This window comes from Halomonas sp. 3D7M (genome assembly GCF_014897885.1).
Classification (GTDB): Bacteria; Pseudomonadota; Gammaproteobacteria; order Pseudomonadales; family Halomonadaceae; genus Vreelandella.
The window spans coordinates 1-1,956 of record NZ_JABUZF010000225.1 but is presented as its reverse complement, the minus strand read 5'-3'; the positions used below and the strand labels follow the sequence as shown (position 1 = coordinate 1,956).

Annotated in this window: 3 protein-coding genes and 1 tRNA gene; 1 reads left to right on the top strand and 3 read right to left on the bottom strand. The window is 50.9% G+C overall.

All coding sequences use genetic code 11. From position 1 onward, the window contains the following. Nucleotides 1–165 precede the first annotated feature (165 nt). A complete protein-coding gene (locus INT22_RS12650; protein WP_226912689.1) occupies nt 166–519 on the top strand; it encodes a VIT1/CCC1 transporter family protein in 354 nt (117 codons plus the stop codon). Nucleotides 520–662: 143 nt separating this feature from the next. Here the strand turns inward: INT22_RS12650 and INT22_RS12645 are convergent. The 3 genes from INT22_RS12645 to INT22_RS12635 all read right to left on the bottom strand — a co-directional run. After that, nucleotides 663–739, bottom strand: a tRNA-Pro gene (locus INT22_RS12645). Nucleotides 740–865: 126 nt separating this feature from the next. After that, nucleotides 866–1,675: an inositol monophosphatase family protein gene (locus INT22_RS12640; RefSeq protein WP_193059764.1), complete on the bottom strand. Its 810-nt coding sequence runs from the start codon at nt 1,673–1,675 to the stop codon at nt 866–868. A gap of 93 nt (nt 1,676–1,768) precedes the next feature. Continuing rightward, nucleotides 1,769–1,956: anti-virulence regulator CigR family protein (locus tag INT22_RS12635; RefSeq protein WP_193068325.1), on the bottom strand; the 188-nt coding region annotated here is incomplete at its 5' end.

Below are 1,956 nucleotides of genomic sequence, written 5' to 3'. Positions count from 1 at the left end.
CCATAACTTATGCGGATTCACTTATTTTAAAAATAAATTAACTAAAAAAGCAAAAAATCATCATAGCCATGAAATATGACCCGCATCAAATAAACAGCCATTAACTACAATCACTCTATTAATGGTGGCTATACTATTCCTATCTGTCTACAAGGGACCAATACAATGACATGTCGTGAACCGGATAGATGGGTGACTACTATGTTACAAGAAGAGCATGGGCTTTCATCTGTTGGACTTAACCCTCTTCGAGCAGCGTTAGTTACCTTTGGTGCTTTTTTGATCGTGGGCGCTCTGCCGTTACTTCCGTATACGATACCTAGCTTAGCGACCACAACGCAGTTTTTAGCCAGTCTAGGGCTGGCTTGCGGCGTATTCCTTGCTATTGGCATGCTCAAGAGCGCCGTCTACGGCCTACCGGCTTGGCGCTCAGGCCTGCGTACTCTTTTCATGGGTAGCGCTGCGGCCGGGCTCGCCTTTGCGACAGGCTATCTCGCGCAGCGTCTATTAGCAGGCTAGGCCTATAAAGACCTGCTTGGCTATTAATAATCATAGTATGTCAGTAAGCTTCACAACTTATGCTAATGATTGCTAATCCAGAATGAAGCTTAAAACCAAAAAACGGCCACCGCTGTAATAGCTAAGTGACCGTTTTATCTGTTTGGTCGGAGTGACAGGATTCGAACCTGCGACCTTTGCAACCCCATTGCAACGCGCTACCAAGCTGCGCCACACTCCGATATCTTGGGTTGGCAACGAATGTTAACCAACATCGTTTGCCTCAAGACGGTGCGTATACTAGCGCTTTCTTAACCAAATGAAAAGCTCTTTTTGCGCTTTCTTTTCAATTGCTTGCCGCTTGCACTTAATCGATGCTCTTAAGTAGCGATGCCATGGCATCATATACCTTGGGCGTTGTGACGAGCAGTTGCTCTGGGTAGAGGTCGGCTGGCACGCCGTCAGGCACCTCAGTTAAGTGGCCTACTTTCGCGCCTGCCTCGCGAGCAATGACCCAACCCGCGACAAAGTCCCATGGTGAAACGCTTTCGTAATATGCGTCTAAGCGGCCGCAGGCGACATCACAGAGGTCAATCGCAGCTGCGCCATTGCGACGAACATCCTGACAGCTCACCAACACGGCTTCCAAACGTGGTAGAAGCTGTTTGCGAGCCTGTTTATCGTAGGGAAAACCGGTAGCCACCAGAGTGCTTTCAAGCGTATCAGCGTCACTAGGCTTGATTGGTTGCTGATTGCAGTACGCACCTAATCCTTGCGCGGCACTGAAGGTATCACCCAAGAAAGGGGCATGAACGACGCCTACTTTACCGATGCCGTTCTCTATCCAGCCAATCGACACCGCCACATGGCGCAGGCCTTGGGCAAAGTTGACGGTTCCATCGATAGGATCTACCACCCACAGCCGCTCGGCGGGGGTATGCAGCGCACGCTCAGGGCTTAGCTCTTCACTCAATCTCGCTTCACCAGGAAAATGCTCCTCCAGGCGCTGGCTAATTAGCGTATCAACTGCCACATCAACATCGGTAACCAGCTCAATGCCGGCTTTTAAACGTTGACTGAAATCTTGCTGTTCGCGGGCGCGGCGAATCATATCGCCTGCCTCCTCCGCAATACGCACTGCCAGCGCCAGCCGCTCTTCTAGGGTGTAGGCCGTCATTAACGCTCCTTACTTGGTAATTTCACATTGCCTGAAGTAAGCCCAGCTTAAGCGGTGACGCATGGCATTACCATGAGCCATGCGAAACAACCTTTAACGAAGCGCATCCACCAGCACATCGACAACGATACGGGTCGCCGCCTCAATGAGTACGACATCGGCCCCTACGCGCTCCCATTCGTAGCCGGGGTACTGGGGAAGCTGAGATGCCAACGGGCCATCAAAGCGTTTTGCAATTCCCGGAGGAAGGGGTTTACCGCGTTCTAAATTGCGCTGAATAC

Coding starts and splice junctions, on each gene's coding strand:
- INT22_RS12650 (WP_226912689.1), top strand. CDS start 166: ATGACATGTCGTGAACCGGATAGATGGGTGACTACTATGTTACAAGAA.
- INT22_RS12640 (WP_193059764.1), bottom strand. CDS start 1,675: ATGACGGCCTACACCCTAGAAGAGCGGCTGGCGCTGGCAGTGCGTATT.